The organism is Anabaena sp. TISTR 8404 (assembly GCF_056847745.1).
This window is the reverse complement of record NZ_CP180578.1, coordinates 226,786-242,871: the sequence shown is the minus strand read 5'-3', so window position 1 is coordinate 242,871 and position 16,086 is coordinate 226,786. Positions and strand designations below refer to the sequence as shown.

Here is a 16,086-nt window from a genome sequence, read left to right as displayed (position 1 = left end):
ATTTTGATTACTCAGTAATTCCTTTGTCATTAATCATTGGTCGTCCAATGATTAATGACAAATGATAAACGACTTAGTGTTTTTTGTCTGCAAGTTTCACATTAGTGGCTAAACCAAGTGCTTGCAAAAATTGAATAGTCATCCAAGTTAAATCAATTTCCCACCATTCCAGTCCATGACGAGCAGAGTACTGAAAAGCATGGTGGTTGTTGTGCCAGCCTTCGCCAAACACTAATAAAGCTACCCACCAGCAGTTAGTTGATTTATCACCAGATTCATAGCTGCGATAACCAAATTTGTGGGTAGCACTGTTCACTAACCAAGTGCAGTGATAAACCCAAACAATACGCACAAAAATTCCCCAAATAACAAAAGGCCAGCCACCCAAAAAGAGTAACAATAAGCCTAGAGCTACCTGGATTAAAATGAAATATTTTTGTAAAAACTGATAAACTGGGTCTTCGGCAATATCTTTGGTGAAACGAGGAATGTCAGCGTGAGCAGGACACTTATAAATCAGCCAACCAATATGGCTCCACCAGAAACCTTTATTGGAATCATGGGGATCGGGATCAGTATCGGAATGTAAATGATGAATGCGGTGTGTCCCTACCCACTCGATTGGCCCTCCTTGACAGGCTAGGGTTCCGAAGAAAACTAAGATATATTCCAACCACTTGGGCGTTTGGAAACTGCGGTGAGTCACCAGGCGGTGAAAGCCTAAAGTAATGCCTAAACCACCAGTTACCCAGTATAGGAATAACGCCACGCCAACTGCCGTCCAGCTAAAGTTGCTAGGAACAAAGGCAAATAGAGCGCCGATGTGTAGACCAACGAAAAAGAGGGTATTGACCCAATTGATTTGAGGTTTAGTTGAAGTAGCAATTGTCATGCAGTAACCTGTATTGAAATTGTTCAGCCTAATCTGCGCGATCGCAAAATCCGCACATTTATAATTTTTTATTAATGAGGAAGTAATGAACAGCTTGGAACAGCTGCGGCAAGCAGAACAGGCACTGTTAGAGATTTTTTCTGGAATTGACGCTCAGGTCAAGCATAATCTAAAAAGAGTGCTAGATGCCTTTCGTAATCAGCGTGTTGGAGCGCACCACTTTGCTGGTGTGAGTGGTTACGGTCACGATGATTTAGGACGAGAAACTTTAGACAAAGTTTTTGCGGAAGTAATGGGTGCGGAAGCGGCGGCCGTGCGAGTGCAGTTTGTGTCGGGAACTCACGCGATCGCTTGCGCCCTTTTTGGTGTACTCCGTCCTGGTGATGAGATGTTAGCAGTAGTCGGCTCTCCCTACGATACGCTCGAAGAAGTTATTGGTTTGCGGGGACAAGGCCAAGGCTCCCTTATTGAGTTTGGCATAAAATACCGCCAATTGGAGCTAACTCATGAAGGAACTGTAGATTGGCAAGCTCTAAGTCATGCTGTAGATGACAAAACGCGTTTAGTGTTAATTCAGCGTTCCTGCGGCTATTCTTGGCGGCCTAGCTTATCAATTGCGGATATCGAAAAGATTGTGCATCTAGTCAAACAGCAAAATCCCGATACTGTTTGCTTCGTTGATAACTGCTACGGCGAATTTATCGAAACTCAAGAACCCACCCACGTCGGTGCTGATTTGATGGCGGGTTCCTTAATTAAAAACCCTGGCGGTACTATCGTTACTGCTGGCGGTTACGTAGCTGGTCGCGCTGACTTGGTAGAAGCAGCTGCCTGTCGCCTAACTGCGCCTGGTATTGGTAGCTATGGTGGTGCGACCTTTGACCAAAATCGCTTGTTATTCCAAGGCTTATTTTTATCGCCGCAGATGGTGGGTGAGGCGATGAAGGGAACTTTCCTTACTGGTTATGTTTTTGACAAGCTTGGTTATCCAGTTAATCCTGCGCCCCTTGCGCCGCGTGGTGATGTAATTCAGGCAATTAAACTCGGTTCTGCGAAAAAGTTAATTGCTTTTTGTAAGGCTGTACAACAGAACTCTCCGGTGGGTTCTTATCTTGACCCGGTTCCTGATGCTATGCCGGGGTATGAAAGCCAAGTGGTGATGGCTGGTGGAACGTTTATTGAGGGGAGTACGTTGGAATTCTCGGCGGATGGGCCTTTGCGTGAGCCTTATATAGTTTATTGCCAAGGGGGGACTCATTGGACTCATGTGGCGATCGCATTAGAGGCGGCGATTGATGCTGTAGGCCAGGCTTAGAATTGTTTCGCGCAAAGGCGCAAAGGCGCAAAGAGGTTTTTGCGTCCTTGCGCGAAGTTTTTTTACAGTCCGTTTACGAGACGTGTAATACCGTTTTTAATCAGTTCTTCACCAAAGTTGATAAGTAGTCCGAGACGTTTGCTCGTGAGGCGAAGGTAGGTAAGTAGTTGTTTCTTGTGTACTGGATGTAATGTTTCCAAAGACTTGATTTCGATAATCACTTTGTCTTCGACAATTAGGTCAGCCCGAAACCCTTCTTCCAAGCGTACACCTTCGTAAACAACAGGAATAGCTTGTTGCCTTGCTATCCAAAGACCCTGACTTCCTAACTCGTAAGCTAGAACCGTCTCATATACAGATTCAAATAACCCAGGCCCCAACCTTGTGTGAATCTTGTAAGCAGCATCAACAATCACCTTAGCAATCTCGTTCTCATTCATCTTTCTTTGCGCCTTTGCGCCTTTGCGCGAAAAATCAATCCGGTAACTTATACTGCCCAACAATCCGTTTAGCATAATCCGGCACATGCGCCTCCAACTTCTCCCTATGATTCCGCTTCACATACAAATAATTCCTTGTAAAGTGCGAATCAATCGAGAACCGCGCATATTCCAAACCTTTGGGGCCGATTTTATCAATGACTACGCCCATCATTTTCGCCACCCACATCGGTAAGGTTACGCCTTTGTCATAAGCCGGAATCCCCTGCTGTACAGCTTCTTTGCGGTTTCCTTGGGACATTACAGGTTGCGTGTCTATCTGGTCTTTCACCAAGTCCAGCATTTCTTTGCCTGTATCATTTCTGACTACTATCCACTGCCAGCCGAAGGGTGCGCCCATGTAGCCGACGACTAAATCGGCTAGGGAGTTGACGTAATCAAAGCAACTCATACAGGAGGGAGCAAAGACATCTTTAAGTTGGTTGGTTTTTAAGCCAAAGAATGGTACTTTCTCGATTGAGCCGTCTTCATGCTTGAAGTGAATACGGAAGTCTTGCATGAATTCGTAGTGTACTACTGTCTCAGGCGATCGGCTGGTGGTTTCTAAGAATTTTTGCAATCCGTCGCGGGTAACGTTATCTACGCAAGGTGTGCCTAAAACGTATAACTTTTCTAGACCGAGTTTCTTTTCTACCGCCCTAAGTGCCTGAATTTGGCAACCAACACCAATTACCAATAGTCGCTTCATTCCCGATTTTTCTACCTGTTCCAAGATGGAAAGGTTAGGGGAGAGTGTTGGTTTATTTACCCGTGCTGCCAGTATTTCTTCTGGGGTGCGAGCAATCACAGGCATGGGTTGGAAGCGGTCTTCTTTGGTATTTTGGACGCAGACAACGCCTTCAACTATGCCGCGATTTAACATTTCGATGGCAATGGTGCTGACTATACCTGTCCATTGTGCGCCTTCGATGGGCTGTTGTTTCCGCGCTGCCATCATGTCTTGATGCACACCAAAGTAAAGTTCATCGGGGTCGTCGAGATTCCGAGAACGGCTGTGGGCTTGTGCTTCGAGGGTGTCTATCTGCTGGTTGATAAAAGCACAGGCTTCCTTGACATAGTGAATATAGTATGTATCACATAGTCCGCATTCGCTGCACAGTTCTTTGGCAGGGCGACGGCTACCGGGTTTTAAGGCTTTGGCTTTTGTATGCTTGCTAGAATCAACAGAGGTCATATAAATGTTTGTTTTATCCAGGAATCCTTTTACTACAATACCTTTACAGCTTATGAACTTAAACTATATAGGTTGAAAAATCTGATGACTGCGCCTCAATCAAAAGTTTTTACCAACTTGCGTCTTTATGACCAAGATTTTTATTTGTGGATAGAGACAACTGCTAAACAACTAAAAGAAGGCAGATTTTCTGAGATTGATTTAGAAAATCTTATCGAAGAGATTGAAAGCATAGGGAGAAATGAAAAACGCGCACTTGAGAGTAATTTAGTTACAGCACTTTCGAGGTAAATGAGGTACACATAGTATTGGTGCATCAAGACTTAAAATGAAAGCATACTCAATCGATTTACGAGAAAAAATAGTAAATACTTACGAAAAGGGTGGTACTTCAATAAGAAAGGTTGCTGTGCAATTTGGTGTAGCAAAAAGCTATGTGCAAAAGCTAATCCAACTTCATAGAGTGCAAGGACATCTAGAACCCAAAAAGCAAGGTGGAGCCATGAAGGGTAGGCTAGATGATTTCGCGAGCGAATTAGCCGAAATGGTTCAAATTTACCCAGATGCAACTTTATTGGAATATTGCGAATATTTTGGAGAAAAATACAACGTTTGGGTGTGTGCAAGTGTGATGTGTTGTGCATTACAAAAACAAAAATTAACTCGAAAAAAAAGACTTTGCGTAGCAGCCAAGGAAAAACAGAAAGAGTCCAAAAACTGAGAATAGAGTATTGGGAGAAAGTAAAGCAAGTAGACCCAGAAAACCTTGTATTTATAGATGAAATGGGTGTTTTACTTGGCTTAACTAGGACTCATCAAAGAAGCGAGCGCGGCACTAGAGCGTATAATTTTAAACCATATTACCGGGGAGCAAAAATAAGTGTAATCGGAGGAATTAGCTTAAAGAAAGTTTTAGCGGTGATGACTTTAAACGGCTCAATGGATGGAGATGCATATAAAGTTTTTGTAGAACATTTTTTACTTCCGCAATTATGGGTTGGTGCAGTCGTTGTAATGGATAATCTACCTGCTCATAAAGTCGAAGAGATTCAGCTTTTGATTGAAGGAGTGGGAGCAAGTGTTCTTTATCTATCTCCTTATTCTCCTGAATTCAATCCAATTGAACATTGGTGGTCACAATTAAAAGCTTTTCTGAAACAATTTTCTCCCAAGAGTGCATCTGTCGTTGATGGTTTAATTAAAATTGCGCTGAAACTAGTTGATCCAAAGCATCTAAAAAATTGGTTTACTAATTGCTGCTACTGTACCTCATGAACCTCAAATCTGCTGTATTCTATTAATGCACCTATTAAAATACAAATATCAGACAGAAAAACGTTCTAATAGCTGGAAAGGTACTATCAGAGAACATCGCCGCAGATTGACAAGGACTTTTAAGGACAGTCCTAGTTTACAACCCTATTTTCAGGAAGTTTTTACTGATTGTTATCAAGATGCCAGAAAGCAAGCCAGTGATGAAACTGGTTTATCTGTTGATACTTTTCCCGTAGACTCTCCATTTACTACTGATGAATGTTTAGATGAAGATTTTTTACCTGATTAGTTAAGTATTAATACTTTCCTCACAGCATAATCTTTAACTTGGCGCTCTGTGGTTTTTTGTTCAAATCTCTACAATTACTGGGAAAACTTAGAAATATAATCAGCAATTTCTAAGTTAACTTAAAGCCAATGACACAAAACTCTAAAACGGGTGCAGCATTCATCGCTGGAGGAAGCCTAGCAGGTGCGGGTGTTTCCGCAACAGTTGGCGGAATGGGGTTAGCAGGCGGATTTGGTGCAGTGGGTATTGGAACTGCGCCTGTTGTTGGTGCTGGTGCTTTGGCGGGTGCGGCTGTTTATGGTACTTTTCAAGCCGTAGCTGCGGGAGATGCGGCGGCTTTTGGTGCAATGGGAATTGGTGCTGTTGGTGGTGCTGGCTTTTCTAGTGTTGTTGGTGGTATGGGAATAGTTGCACCTAAAATTGGCCTGGCGTTTGGTATTGGTATTGTACCAATGGCGGGTGTGGGTGCAGTTTTAGGACTGGCGGCTTATGGTTTTGCTAAGTTATTAGATGAGTCTGAGGTTAAGGAAACTCCTGCACAGCTTTTTGAACGGATGGAAGAAAAAGTTTTGCAGATGGATTACTATAACGCTGCCGTTATAGAGTTAGGTTTATTTTTATCTGGTGATGACCTCAACCAAAAATTTGCTGCTTTGGAAGTTGAGGAGGAGTTACAAGCACTTAAGGCTGAATTTTCTAGTGAGAAGACTGAATCTGAAACTGCAACTTCTAATCTTCAGCTTCCTGAAACTTGGAAATGTGTCAAAACTCTTATGGGACATACTGCAAAAGTTAATGCGATCGCAATCACTCCTGATGGTAATACTTTAGTTAGTGGCAGTAATGACACACAAATTAATCTGTGGAATCTGAAAACAGGAAAATGGTTTCATACTTTCTCTGGTCAAGCAGAGGCTGTTCTATCTCTTGCTATCAGTCCTGATGGAAAACAAATTGCTAGTGGCTGTGTTGACCGTAAAATTAGCACTTGGAAATTAGATAAAAAACAATTTCTGCGGACATTTTTTTATTCAAACTCTCCCTACAGCCATAATGGATTTGTAAATTCAGTTGCATTTAGTCCTGATGGCAGATTTCTTGCAAGTGGTAGTGCTGATAAAACTATCAAAATTTGGGGAGGCTATACAGGCAATTTAAAACTTGCTTTGATTGGGCATACAGATGCAGTTTTATCTGTTGCTATTAGTCCTGATAGTAAAATTTTGGCTAGTGGGAGTGTTGATAGAACTATCAGGCTGTGGGACTGCACAACTTGGAAACCTCTTGAGATTTTTACTCAACATTTAGCTGCAATCAATACAGTTGTTATTAGTCCTGATGGTCATACTCTGATTAGTGGTAGTACAGACACTACCATTAAACTTTGGAATCTCTATACAAAAGAATTAATTTGCACTTTGACTGGTCATTCAGAAGCAGTTTCATCTGTTGCTATCAGTCCTGATGGAACAATCTTAGCTGGTAGCAGTCGCAGCACTATCAAACTTTGGCATATCCCGACTAGGAATTTATTACATACTCTTGTTGGTTGTAGCCCTGTCGCCTTTACTCCTGATGGCAAGATGTTGGTAAGTGGTGGTAACGGCGGTACTATTAAAATTTGGAGCCTGCAAGGTCTGAATGAGTTGAATCTCGATTCTTTACTGCATCAGGAATGGTGGGAAGTTTTAGGTGTAGATCCAACTGCACATTCTCAAGATGTCAAGTTTGCCTACCTGCAACTAGCTAGACAATATCATCCTGATATTAATAGGTCTGCAAATGCTAAAGTGTCGATGCAAATGATTAACGAAGCTTATCAACAATTTCAAGCACAACAGAAATTGAGATGAGTGTGCGATCGCTCTCCTTCTTGTAAAAAATTAATTATTATTTACAATACTTAAGATTATGGTAAAAAAGTTACTGTAATCCTTAAAAGAGTGTGAGTATATATGGTTAACTTTAGCGAAGTGCTAGAACCCCTTGCGGCTTGGTTTCGTTCGTTGGGAATACCTGAACCTATTGTGCATTGGGGACATCCCTTGATGATGGGGATCGTAATTTTTGTGATGGGTAGTTATGTTGGCTGGACTGGCTGGCGAGGTAGGCTGGCTGAAGATAAAGATGTGTCGGTTAAAAACCGGATGGGGCATCGTTTACTTGCACCTTGGATGTTTTTCTTTATGGCGGCTGGTTACACAGGTGGAGTTTTGTCTTTGGTGATGCAGCGTCAGCCAATTTTTGAAAGTCCTCATTTTTGGACAGGTTCTGTGTTACTGATATTGCTATTGATTAACAGTGTGATTTCTTTCACTGGCTTTGCTGGTGGTAAAACTGCTTTACGTGCTACTCATGCTTATTTAGGCACTGTGGCACTTGGTCTTATGCTTCTCCATGCTGTATTAGGGTTTAACCTGGGTATATCTTTGTAATCTGAATTACGCATATAATTTGTCTATTGAGACTGGGTATAGGGTGTAAGGTTTGTGAATACCTACACCCATACACCCTCTTTTCTACTCCCTGTTTTCAACTCAGTACTCAGCACTTTGCTATATACTTCACCAAAAGCATCAATATTTTTCTTGAATGCTTCCCAGTTGAGTATTGTAGTTGTCTTATGATTCAGACGAGCGGCGTGATTATTTGCTTAGGTTATATTTTCGGGTTGTTGTTTACAGCCGTTCCTTGGGGTGGGGTATGGATTTTAATTTTGGCGATACTGGGAGCAGTCTTTTTGAGACAACGCAAAACTCCACCTCAGCCAAAAGAAAGCACTGGAAGCAAAAATAAAGTTACAGCAAATATTTGGCAATCATTTCCGCATCCGCGAGTTTGGCTGGCTGCTGGTTTGGTAGGATTGCTGGCAACTATGTATTTTCAATTGCGATCGCCTCAACCAAGTGTAAAAGATATTAGTCAATTCATTCCAGCAGAAAATGTTGCGAATCAAGAACAACTCGTTATTGTTCGCGGCGTAGTAGAAAGTAATCCTCGGTTAACTCGCAGTCAACGCGGACAATTTTGGTTAACAGCAACTCAATTAGATGAAGTTAAAAATGGCAAAGGCCCCGCAAGTGTATCAAAAGGTGTCACGGGTAAGTTATATGTGACTTTACCTTTACTTCAAGCTACTGGGTTACATCCTGGTCAAGAAATTGCTGTCACAGGAATTTTATATAAACCAAAAGCAGCTTCTAACCCTGGTGCTTTTGATTTTCAAAAGTATCTCAAGCAGGAAGGAGCATTTGCTGGTTTGATAGGAAGGCAGATAAATATTATTAATGATGAAAATAAATGGGGATGGTGGCAAATTCGGGAGCGAATTTTAAAATCGCAAGTTCGGAGTTTAGGAATTCCTGAAGGGCCGCTGGTAAGTGCAATGGTTTTGGGTAGTAAAGCTGTTGATTTACCCTACGATATTCGTGATTTGTTTGTCAAAGCTGGTATGGCTCATGCTTTGGCTGCATCTGGGTTTCAAACTTCGTTAATTTTGGGCGTAATCTTACAGCTAACAAAACGTACAAATAAGGCTATTCAATTCACTCTCGGTTTTTTAGGTTTAATTATTTTCCTCAGCTTGTCAGGATTCCAACCTGCGGTACTGCGAGCAGTAATTATGGGTAGTGCTGCATTAATTGGTTTGTTATTAGATAGAAAGGTAAAACAATTTGGTTCACTATTATTAGCAGCAACATTAATATTATTATTTAACCCTTTGTGGATTTGGGATTTAGGATTTCAACTGAGTTTTTTAGCAACATTGGGATTAATTGTAACTGTACCAGCTATAACTGAAAAACTGAATTGGTTGCCGCCTGCGATCGCTTCTTTAATTGCTGTACCTTTAGCGGCCACAATTTGGACTTTACCTGTGCAACTTTCGGTGTTTGGAGTTGTACCTGCTTACAGTTTACTGCTGAATATGATTACTACACCATTTATTTCAGTTATTAGTATTGGGGGAATTATTAGTGCGATCGCCACATTAGCATCCCCCACTATTGGCAGTACAATAGCTGGTTTACTGCATTATCCTAGTGATTGGCTAATTCAATTAGTCGAATTTTTTAGTAATTTGCCAGGAAACTCATTAGTTGTCGGGAGTATTTCAACTTGGCAGATGTTAGCAGTTTATGCTTTAATTCTGTTGATTTGCTTAGTTAAATGGTGGCAGCAACGTTGGTGGTTTGCTGGTTTAATAGCATTTGGTTTAGTACTTGTACCCGCTTGGCATTCGGCAAATACATTATTTCGGGTAACCGTCTTAGAAGCTGGTGCAGAACCAGTTGTAGTGATTCAAGACAAAGGCAATGTCACCTTAATTAACAGTGGCGATGAAGGTACAGGACGCTACACAATTGTACCGTTTTTACAACAGCAAGGTGTGAATAAAATTGAATGGGCGATCGCTAGTGATTTTGACAATAGTGAAAGTAATGCTTGGCTGGAAGTGATGCAAAGCTTACCTATCAAAAATTTCTTTAAATATTCTCTCAAACCAGAAACTAGCATTGCTAGTCAGGAAATTCAACAAGAAATCCAAAAGCATAAAGGTATCTACCAACCTGTTGTCCCAGGACAACAAATTGTTACAGGGTTAACAGTTGCCCAATTAATTAAAGAGCAATTACCTCTGTTATACTTACAAATTCAAAATCAAACTTGGTTATTAGTAGGTGATGTTGAACCTCAAGAAATAGCAAGATTAGCTAAAGCGGGAAGTTTACCAAGTCCGCAAGTTTTATGGTGTAGTCCAGAATCTTTGAAAGACTTGATTAAATTGTTTCAACCAAAAGTTGCGATCGCAACTTCTACTAACCTTGATCTAAAAATCACTAATGAACTCAGTAAAAACACAACACAAGTGTTTTTAACAGGACGAGATGGTGCAATTCAATGGACACCGAATAATCAGTTTGAATCATTTATTCAAGAAACAGAAAATAAATCATCTGTCTTGTAAAATGATTCAACACCATCAGCGTTTGATGTGTCAAAAATTAGCAGAAAGCAAACAAATATTCTGGTTGAATGTAGAACTGTAACATTTCTAAATCATTCGTGAATCAAAAGATCCCCGACTGCTTCAAGAAGTCGGGGATCTGAATTATTTCAGTTTTGACAGTATTTATGATGAGGCTGAAAAAATGCAACAAAGTTATAAGAAAAAGAGTAGTTATTCAAAATCTATTCTAAACTAGTTAAAAAATATAAAGAATATGCAGAAATATCACTTAGGCAAAGTAGTGGTTTTCTTTGGCAATTTCCCTTTAACGATTAAATTACCCGCAGCACCACGGGAAGAGCAGTTAAATTTTTTGCGCGATCGCATAATTTTTCATGCTAATAATCTTGTGGAAGAAGGGCTTTGGGAAGAACCACTGAGTGATTTTGAACTCGAAAGAATTATGTTAGATGTAGAAATTGAGCCAGTATTATTTTCTAGCTTTTGTGATGTTTTTTCTTTATTAGGTTATCCTTGGCAGATTTTCAGAACATTATTTAGACGTTAAAACATTTAGATCATAAAACTGATTCTGCCAAAGCCACAGCGCCCCACAGTGGTGCATCATCACCCAAAGCCGCAGGGACAATTTCAAAATCGATTTCTGGTAACGCTGTCTCACGCGCTGTTTTTTGTACAGTATTCCACCAATTTTCTCCAGCTTTCGTCACACTGCCACCTAAAATAAATCGTTGTGGGTTAATTAAATTCGCTACATTACCAATACCTACACCTAAAGCCCAAGCACCATTTTGCAAAATATTGATTGCTAAATCGTCTCCTTGCGCCGCAGCTTCACTGATGATTTTTCCCGTAATCAAATCTAAATTGTCATTAACTAAGGTGCGCAATTTTTGTCCTAGAAATTGATTTGCTGGTTTTAATAAATACTCTTTTGCATCTTGCGCCATGTAAGGGCCTGATGCCAACCGTTCTACGCATCCTCGCTTACCACATAAACACACTGCCCCCGCAGGATTAACAACCATGTGTCCAATTTCACCAGCTATACCTGCGTTCCCACGCCAAGGTTGACCATTGAGTATCCAGCCACCCCCTACACCAGTGCTGATGGTAATGTAAAACAAGCTATCATATCCTTGACCAGCACCGAAGCGATGTTCACCTAAAGCAGCAACGTTAGCATCGTTATCTATACTGGCAGATACACCATATTCTTTCTCTAGTAAGTCTTTGAGAGGAATATTTTCCCAGCCAGGGACGTGATGGGAGAGTCGGACTGTTCCGGTAGTAAAGTCTACAGGGCCTCCAAAACTGACACCAATGGCATCTGGGGTTTCATCTTGAAGTAAATTATGGATGAGCGATCGCATAATTTCTAAATCAGTGGTAGCATTACCATCTATTGGTGATAGACGACGTTCATAACGCAACCATTCACGAGAACCAAGTTTAGTTATTGCTGCTGCTAACTTAGTGCCACCAAAATCTAAGGCTAGGATTAATGTCATTTATCTGAAGAATACTTAGAGGATGTCTAAAAAGTCGAAAATTATACTAATAACCCCTCTCCAAACCTCTCCCCGAAACGGAGAGAGGCTTTGAAACCCCCATTCCCTTGTAGGGAAGGGGGGCTAGGGGGGTTAGGTTTTTACAACTTTGATGTTAACAAGAATACTTCTTAGACATCCTCTTAGTCTAAAAGCGATCGCTTACTTATTCAGCTTACTAGGCATTCATCTTTGAGTTAACAATTTCTGCAAATATTTAGTCAATTTTTGGTTCGTTTGGCAGATGCACTTACTGTTTTCTTCGGCAAAAAGATATAACTGAACTTTTTCATGTGATGATCACATATTTTTTGATCACAATGAAAAGTACAGCTAAAGCTAATTTGAGCAGATGTTTGATAAACCTAAAGTACTTTTGGACTGTAGATTTTATTAGGATACATACTTTCAAAATAATTAATAGCAACTTCGCCCAATGCCTTAACCGCAGCAGCGCCAATTGCAGGTTGAACCACTAGTCCAATACCAGGAATACATCCTGCTATGAGACTGCCCATTCTGAAAAGTAATTGTCCCCCACCCATTGCAATTATTGCTGCGGCTGTTGCTCCTGCACCACTAGCAGGTATTAAATTAATATCATAAACTTGAGCAATCCGAGTTATTACAACTGCCTGTACACTAGCTAAACCAGTTTGAAAAGTTAACGCACCAATCATAGAAACTCCACCTGCAACTCCTGCTGTTGCTCCTGCTCCCATCATTAACCAAAGTTCATCTCTGGCTTGGTCACGACAATATTTAGTCATAGAAAAGGTTACTGTCCCAAAAATATTGCTGTATACTCAGGAAATTTCAGAGCCATGACTGTGTAGATGCAGCGAACAGTATTGGCTCTCAGAATGCTTTCTATTTCTAGCTTTTAAGAGGTTAAATTTGGTGATTCAATTTCATCTTTATTTAATCTAAACCAAAGATTACCTCATTTGCGAACCCTAATAAGTAAGTAAGTTCCTTATCGAAACTATCTGAACATTATTATAATCAAAAGCCTTGTAATTCTGTTTTTTCTTCTGTCGGCAATGTTTAATTTTCTTGCCATGTTCTTGTCTCCAATTATGTCTAAATATTATGAAAAAGCTACGAATAAAACATCTTTTTCATACAAGACTTTTTTGCTGCGCCACAATTTATGTAACTAACTAGAGCATCGATTCAGTAATCAAAAACCTAACCACCCAGCTCCCTTCCCTACAAGGGAAGGGAGAGCCAAGCTCCCCTCTCTTACGAGGAGAGTGGTAAGGAGAGAGGTTCTTTCAAGATTACTGAATTGGTGTTCTAATTTCCATACAAAAGTATCTGCATATATAGCTTGTCCAGTGAAAATATCTTAAGAATTTAGAAGCTGCCATTCATCATATTCATATTTTTTTTAGAGACAATCCATCCAAAGATATGGTAATTAAGGAAATTAAAGCATTTTTGATACAGTCAACTGGATGCACAGGGTAATCAGTCAACTAATAGCTGTACGCATTTATACTAATTCGTAACTTGTAATTAAGAAAATTTAAATATGTTTTTGATTTTGGGTTTTGAATATATTAATGTTATATAATTCGTATCTTTACAAGAGACGTGAATATTCACGCCTCTATAATCTTGAAGTTGTTGACAGTTTTGTTTACCGATTTCTTGTTTCTAAGTCTCTAGAGCGCACTTCATTTTCATCCTTACCAGTTTTGATGGAATCTTCGTATTTTCTGGTAGCTTGTGGCTGTTGGCGTTCTTTAGTGGTGTAATAAGGTTTGCTAGGCTCAGTTCTGATTATTCTACGGTCTTTAGCGGTGTAATAAGGTGGTACTTTTTCTACTCTGTGACTTTTATCAGAATAATAACCATCAGCCATAACAGAATTAGTAGGTAAGCTAATTAGTATGACTAACCCAGCTAGGATGAATACAGCAATTTTGCGACTTAATTGATGAAGAACGCTTTGAATGTTTAACATGGGAAAATTTTCTCCTATGTTTGAAACAAATGCCTAAATGCTAAAAAATACTCATTAGGCTAACGTCTTCCTCTAGGCTAGTTATGTATATATAAAAAGGAAGGTGAATATTGATCACCTTCCTTTATTGATTATTTAATTGTCCAAGTTTAAGCTATGGTGACATCTGCTGATAAATAAACATCTTGAATGGCATGAAATAGTTTCACTCCTTCTTCAAACGGACGTTGAAAAGCTTTACGTCCAGAAATTAATCCTGTACCACCAGCCCGTTTATTAATGACAGCGGTGCGTACTGCTTCAGCAAAATCATTTTTACCAGATGCGCCACCAGAATTAATTAATCCTGCCCTTCCAGCGTAGCAATTTAGTACTTGATAACGAGTTAAATCGATTGGGTGATCAGTTGTTAATTCTGTATAAACTCGCTCATCTGTTTTACCGTAACTTTTACCTGCGGCTTTGGCAACTGCACCATAACCATTGTTACATTCAGGTAATTTTTGTTTAATAATGTCAGCTTCAATGGTCACGCCCAAATGATTAGCCTGTCCAGTTAGGTCAGCCGCAAGATGATAATCTTTGTCTTGTTTGAACGCATTATTCCGCAAATAGCACCACAGAATTGTGACCATTCCTAATTCATGGGCGCGTTCAAAAGCATGACTAATTTCTTGGATTTGTCTGGTTGATTGTTCTGAACCAAAGTAAATTGTTGCACCTATTGCTACTGCACCTAAATTCCAAGCTTGCTCGACACTTGCAAATAATACTTGATCAAATTGATTGGGAAAGGTTAAGAGTTCGTTATGGTTGATTTTGACAATAAAAGGAATTTTGTGAGCATATTTGCGTGAGACAATACCTAAAACTCCTAAAGTTGTCGCAACAGCATTACAACCACCTGCTATTGCTAATTTGACGATATTTTCTGGGTCAAAGTATATGGGATTTGGTGCAAAAGATGCACCAGCCGAGTGTTCAATACCTTGGTCTACAGGAAGAATCGAGAGATAGCCAGTATTTGCCAAACGACCCGTAGAATAAAGTTGTTGAAGATTACGCAAAACTTGAGGATTGCGATCGCTATTAAGCCAGACTCGATCTACAAAGTCTGGCCCTGGTAAATGCAATAAATCTTGAGAAACCTTGGCTTTGTAATTCAGCAGGTCTTCCGCTTCTTTACCCAACCATGACTCGATAGAATTCGCCTCTATCAAAGTAGTAGTCATAGTACTTTCCTCAAACTTGAGAAAATAAATTTGCCTTTACGATAGCATTCTGACATTTTATCTTTCAGACGACTTACTATCTCAGCAAAAACTTATTTTATACTTCTATTAAATAATGTTTATATTTATTTGAAGAAAATTTACTTTAAGTAACCAGATAAACACAGATAAAATATCGGTGTTTACCCGTGAGTTGTAATAACTTAAGTAGGATTCTAGCCGATAAAGTAATATTATATTTGTTTGGCGAATTAGTAATATACCAAAAGATACAAATACTGATGGCTAAAACTGTATGAGCTTTACAATTAATAAAATCTGCATCTATCAAAAGTAGTATTTAGTTGTAAATGATGAATATTCATCTCTCCAAAATATTTAAGAAGTATGATATGAATGATTCAGGACTGTTATGGCAAAAACTCAACACTAAAATCTATAATAAAAGTTCATCAAGTATACATAATTTCTGTGCTTTAATTTGACGAACTAGTTTTATAAAGTTCACTGTCAACTATCAACTACCCTATGTATTGATTATGCAATGAATATATTTTTTAGCTAATAACTTACGATTGTTGGTTTGAGCATTGCCCAAACCAACAATTTTTTCATCGACTAACTGAATATGATTGATATTTTCAGACATCACTGCCTGATTATAATGGCTTAGTTACCACCAGAAGTCACTGCTTTATTGTGTACAGCTGTGTCTTCAGACTTTCTGTACCATGCACCATCTTTGCCTTGTTCGTATTCGTTTCTTACACTATTCCAAGCAACATTAGTAGCACCTTCTTCGCTCAAGCCATCGCGTTGCGAAGCATTGAAAGCTGCAAAGAAAATTTGCTGAGCGTGTTGAGGAAGTTTTTCTTGAATATCTTGAGGTAATTCTTCTATTTTGTTATAAGGCAT

General features: G+C 39.7%; 17 protein-coding genes. 9 read left to right on the top strand and 8 right to left on the bottom strand.

Annotated features, from left to right (window positions below):
* Positions 1-73: 73 nt before the first annotated feature.
* Positions 74-892 (bottom strand): acyl-CoA desaturase, encoded by an 819-nt coding sequence (locus tag ACMX3D_RS01185; protein WP_482749674.1) that lies wholly within the window; start codon positions 890-892, stop codon positions 74-76.
* An 85-nt stretch (positions 893-977) separates the two neighbouring features.
* Here ACMX3D_RS01185 and ACMX3D_RS01180 point away from each other — a divergent pair, with 85 nt between their 5' ends.
* The gene (locus ACMX3D_RS01180) at positions 978-2,207 is read left to right on the top strand and encodes a methionine gamma-lyase family protein (protein WP_482749673.1); all 1,230 of its coding nucleotides are present in this window, start codon (positions 978-980) and stop codon (positions 2,205-2,207) included.
* Between the two features lie 62 nt (positions 2,208-2,269).
* On the opposite strand, the gene ACMX3D_RS01175 is transcribed toward ACMX3D_RS01180, so the two are convergent.
* The gene (locus ACMX3D_RS01175) at positions 2,270-2,647 is read right to left on the bottom strand and encodes a GxxExxY protein (protein ID WP_482749672.1); all 378 of its coding nucleotides are present in this window, start codon (positions 2,645-2,647) and stop codon (positions 2,270-2,272) included.
* Between the two features lie 34 nt (positions 2,648-2,681).
* On the bottom strand, positions 2,682-3,881 hold the full coding sequence (locus tag ACMX3D_RS01170) for a Coenzyme F420 hydrogenase/dehydrogenase, beta subunit C-terminal domain (protein WP_482749671.1): 1,200 nt from the start codon (positions 3,879-3,881) through the stop codon (positions 2,682-2,684).
* Positions 3,882-3,965: 84 nt separating this feature from the next.
* Between ACMX3D_RS01170 and ACMX3D_RS01165 the strand changes: the two genes are divergently transcribed.
* From ACMX3D_RS01165 to ACMX3D_RS01130, 8 genes are all read left to right on the top strand, one after another.
* Positions 3,966-4,172 (top strand): DUF29 domain-containing protein, encoded by a 207-nt coding sequence (locus ACMX3D_RS01165; protein WP_482749670.1) that lies wholly within the window; start codon positions 3,966-3,968, stop codon positions 4,170-4,172.
* Between the two features lie 37 nt (positions 4,173-4,209).
* On the top strand, positions 4,210-4,602 hold the full coding sequence (locus ACMX3D_RS01160) for a helix-turn-helix domain-containing protein (protein WP_482747409.1): 393 nt from the start codon (positions 4,210-4,212) through the stop codon (positions 4,600-4,602).
* Positions 4,560-5,156 (top strand): transposase, encoded by a 597-nt coding sequence (locus ACMX3D_RS01155; RefSeq protein ID WP_482747408.1) that lies wholly within the window; start codon positions 4,560-4,562, stop codon positions 5,154-5,156. Before ACMX3D_RS01160 ends, ACMX3D_RS01155 begins: the two co-directional genes overlap by 43 nt.
* A gap of 25 nt (positions 5,157-5,181) precedes the next feature.
* Entirely contained in the window at positions 5,182-5,445 is a 264-nt protein-coding gene (locus ACMX3D_RS01150; protein WP_482749669.1) for a DUF29 domain-containing protein, read from the top strand.
* 128 nt (positions 5,446-5,573) lie between these two features.
* Entirely contained in the window at positions 5,574-7,298 is a 1,725-nt protein-coding gene (locus tag ACMX3D_RS01145) for a DnaJ domain-containing protein (RefSeq protein WP_482749668.1), read from the top strand.
* Positions 7,299-7,400: 102 nt separating this feature from the next.
* Positions 7,401-7,880: a DUF4079 domain-containing protein gene (locus ACMX3D_RS01140; protein ID WP_482749667.1), complete on the top strand. Its 480-nt coding sequence runs from the start codon at positions 7,401-7,403 to the stop codon at positions 7,878-7,880.
* A 188-nt stretch (positions 7,881-8,068) separates the two neighbouring features.
* Positions 8,069-10,414, top strand: a complete 2,346-nt coding sequence (locus ACMX3D_RS01135; RefSeq protein ID WP_482749666.1) for a ComEC/Rec2 family competence protein — start codon at positions 8,069-8,071, stop codon at positions 10,412-10,414.
* A 256-nt stretch (positions 10,415-10,670) separates the two neighbouring features.
* On the top strand, positions 10,671-10,964 hold the full coding sequence (locus ACMX3D_RS01130; protein ID WP_482749665.1) for a hypothetical protein: 294 nt from the start codon (positions 10,671-10,673) through the stop codon (positions 10,962-10,964).
* A gap of 10 nt (positions 10,965-10,974) precedes the next feature.
* Here the strand turns inward: ACMX3D_RS01130 and ACMX3D_RS01125 are convergent, their stop codons facing one another.
* From ACMX3D_RS01125 to ACMX3D_RS01105, 5 genes are all read right to left on the bottom strand, one after another.
* Positions 10,975-11,928, bottom strand: a complete 954-nt coding sequence (locus tag ACMX3D_RS01125) for an ROK family protein (RefSeq protein ID WP_482749664.1) — start codon at positions 11,926-11,928, stop codon at positions 10,975-10,977.
* Between the two features lie 404 nt (positions 11,929-12,332).
* Positions 12,333-12,737 (bottom strand): hypothetical protein, encoded by a 405-nt coding sequence (locus ACMX3D_RS01120; RefSeq protein WP_482749663.1) that lies wholly within the window; start codon positions 12,735-12,737, stop codon positions 12,333-12,335.
* 875 nt (positions 12,738-13,612) lie between these two features.
* Positions 13,613-13,939 carry a hypothetical protein gene (locus tag ACMX3D_RS01115; protein WP_482749662.1) on the bottom strand — a complete coding sequence of 109 codons (327 nt, stop codon included), beginning with the start codon at positions 13,937-13,939 and terminating at the stop codon, positions 13,613-13,615.
* Positions 13,940-14,088: 149 nt separating this feature from the next.
* Entirely contained in the window at positions 14,089-15,171 is a 1,083-nt protein-coding gene (locus ACMX3D_RS01110; protein WP_482749661.1) for a class I fructose-bisphosphate aldolase, read from the bottom strand.
* Positions 15,172-15,840: 669 nt separating this feature from the next.
* Positions 15,841-16,086 (bottom strand): ChaB family protein, encoded by a 246-nt coding sequence (locus tag ACMX3D_RS01105; RefSeq protein ID WP_482749660.1) that lies wholly within the window; start codon positions 16,084-16,086, stop codon positions 15,841-15,843.